1 protein-coding gene and 2 pseudogenes are annotated in these 2,846 nt (G+C 66.7%); 2 read left to right on the top strand and 1 reads right to left on the bottom strand.

Annotation, left to right across the window (positions count from 1 at the left end; translation table 11 throughout):
- Positions 1-848 (bottom strand): precorrin-6y C5,15-methyltransferase (decarboxylating) subunit CbiE (cbiE, locus tag HX869_RS30995; RefSeq protein ID WP_178904162.1); only part of this gene is annotated, 848 nt, incomplete at its 3' end.
- Between the two features lie 110 nt (positions 849-958).
- Between cbiE and cobG the strand changes: the two are divergent.
- Both cobG and HX869_RS30985 read left to right on the top strand, forming a co-directional pair.
- A pseudogene (gene cobG / locus HX869_RS30990) lies at positions 959-2,235 on the top strand (precorrin-3B synthase).
- Positions 2,228-2,792, top strand: a pseudogene (locus HX869_RS30985) (precorrin-8X methylmutase). Before cobG ends, HX869_RS30985 begins: the two co-directional pseudogenes overlap by 8 nt.
- Positions 2,793-2,846 lie beyond the last annotated feature (54 nt).

Genomic DNA, 2,846 nt, shown 5'->3' with positions numbered 1-2,846 from the left:
CCGTCATCGGCCTCGATGGCCAGGGCGCGGCAGCTGGGGTGGGCGCGCATCCATTCGATCCCGATGGAGCCGCTGCCCGCGCCCACGTCCCACAGCAGTTCGCCGGGCATCGGCGCGAGGCGGGCGAGGGTCATGGCGCGCACGTCGCGCTTGGTCAGTTGGCCGTCGTGCCTGAAGGCCGAGTCCGGCAGCCCTGCCAGGCGTGACAGGCGCGCTGTGTTGGCGTCGGCCACGCAGTCGATGGCCAGCAGATTCAACGCGGCAATCGGTTCGCCAGGCCAATCCCGGGCGATGCCGTCGATGTGCCGCTCATCCGGCCCGCCGAGGTGTTCAAACACACTCAGGCGACTTGCGCCAAACCCGCGCTCGGCCAATTGTGTGGCAATCGCCGCCGGGCTCTGGCCGTCATTGCTCAGCACCAGCAAACGCACGCCGCTGGCCAGGTGCGCATTCAGCGCCGCCATCGGCCGGGCAACCACCGACAGCGTCACTACCTCTTGCAACGGCCAGCCCAGACGCGCCGCCGCCAGGGACACGGAAGAGGGCGCCGGCAGAATCAGCAGCTCATCGGCCGGCACCTGCCGCGCCAGGCTCGCACCCACGCCATAGAACATCGGGTCGCCGCTGGCCAGCACGCACACCGCTTCACCACGCCTGGCCAGCACCGGCTCCAGGGAAAACGGGCTGGGCCACACCTGGCGTTCGCCACGGATGCACACCGGCAACAAGTCCAGCTGGCGTTGCCCGCCAATAATGCGCGAGGCGCGCAACAGGGCGTGCCGGGCGTTTCTGCCCAGGCCCTTGAAGCCGTCTTCACCGATGCCTACTACTGTCAGCCAGGGCGACATATGAATTCCTTGAACGACATCCGACGGGCAGGCTTTTCATGCCGCCGGACAAAGCAGGCATAATACCGCGCCTTTACCCGTGAACCGGTAGCCCCGTGAAACCAACACCACTGTCCAATACCTTGCGCCCCTCGGCCTGTCCGGGGTTGCTGCGTATTGTCCAGGCGTTGGATGGCGGGATTTGCCGCATCAAACTGGCGGGCGGTTCGATCCGTGCCGAGCAGGCGTTTGCCGTGGCCGACGCCGCCCAGGCCCATGCCGGCGGGGTGATCGAGGCGACCAACCGCGCCAACCTGCAGATTCGCGGGATCGGCGCCGAACAGGATGCATTGATCGCCGCCTTGCTGGCCGCCGACCTGGGCCCCAAGCGTGCCGCCGGTGATGATGTGCGCAACCTGATGCTCAGCCCCAGTGCCGGCATTGACCGCGAGATGCTGTTCGATACCCGACCGTTGGCCGACCAGATCCTCACCACCCTGGAAACCCACCCGCGTTTCCATGAGCTGTCGGCCAAGTTCGCCGTGCAACTGGACGGCGGTGAAGCCCTGGCCATGCTCGAGCATCATCACGACCTGTGGCTGTCAGCCTTCGATGCCAATGGCAACACGCTGTTGGCATTCGGCCTGGCAGGCTGCCCGGCGCGGGAAGCGCCCTTGGCGGCGGTACCTTTGGCGCAAGGGCATGCACTGGTGGTGGCGGTGCTGGAACGGTTCCTTGAACTGGCCCGGCCTGATCAGACCCGTATGCGCCATCTGCTGGCTGAAACCGCTGTGGATAACTTTTTGCGGCAGCTGAATATGCCATTGCAGCCGGTTGATGGCTTTTCAAGGCACTCCAACTCCGCGCCGCTGCACCTGGGAAGTTATCCACAGCGCCAAAAAAACCAGGTCTACGTCGCCGCCGTCGCACCCTTGGGCCGCCTGGATTCGGCGATGCTCAGGGGCGCTGCGCAACTGGCCGTCGACCATGGCGACGCCACCTTGCGTGTCACGCCATGGCAAGGCCTGCTGCTGCCCAATATCCAGGATGCGGCGGCTGTCACCGAACGCCTCGAACAGCNNGTTCGGTGGACCAACCCCTCGCACGGATGATCGCCTGCACCGGCGCCGGCGGTTGCGCCAAAGGCCTGTCCGACACCAAGGCCGACGCCGTGCAACTGGCCGCGCTTGCGCCCGGCCACAGCGTGCACCTGTCCGGCTGCCCGCGTTCCTGCGCGGCCGCACACACCGCGCCGGTCACCCTGCTGGCGGTAAGTCCCGGCCACTACGACCTCTATTTTCGCGACGCAGGCCTGCCCGGTTTCGGCCGCCTGCACGCGCGCACTCTTTCTATTGAAGCGGCGGGCGCCTTGTTGCGCGCTCACCCACGGAGCAACACCGATGATTGATTACATCCGCGACGGTCAGGAGATCTATCGCAACTCCTTCGCGATCATTCGCGCAGAAGCCCGGCTTGATCGCATCCCTGCCGACCTGGAAAAACTCGCGGTGCGGGTGATTCATGCCTGCGGCATGGTCGACGCCATCGACGGCCTGCAATTTTCCGAAGGTGCCGGCAAGGCCGGGCGCGAAGCCCTGGCCGCTGGCGCGCCGATCCTGTGTGATGCGCGGATGGTCTCCGAAGGCGTGACCCGTACGCGCCTGCCGGCCAACAATCAGGTGATCTGCACCCTGCGCGACGACAGCGTGCCGGAGTTGGCCCGCGAGCTGGGCAACACCCGTTCCGCCGCCGCCCTGGAGCTGTNNGCTGGAAATGCTCGACGCCGGCGCGCCAAAACCTGCACTGATCCTCGGGTTCCCGGTGGGTTTTGTCGGCGCCGCCGAATCCAAGGCGATGCTGGCGGCAGACAGCCGCGGCGTACCGTTCGTGATCATGCAGGGCCGCCTGGGCGGCAGTGCGATGGCCGCCGCCGCGGTCAACGCCTTGGCCACGGAGGTCGAATAATGCCGGCACGCGGACGTTTGATCGGCCTGGGCGTAGGCCCCGGCGATCCGGAAC

It is taken from the genome of Pseudomonas sp. P7779 (assembly GCF_013386315.1).
GTDB lineage: Bacteria > Pseudomonadota > Gammaproteobacteria > Pseudomonadales > Pseudomonadaceae > Aquipseudomonas.
Note: the sequence above shows the minus strand (reverse complement) of the source record. Positions and strands in the feature narration are given on the sequence as shown.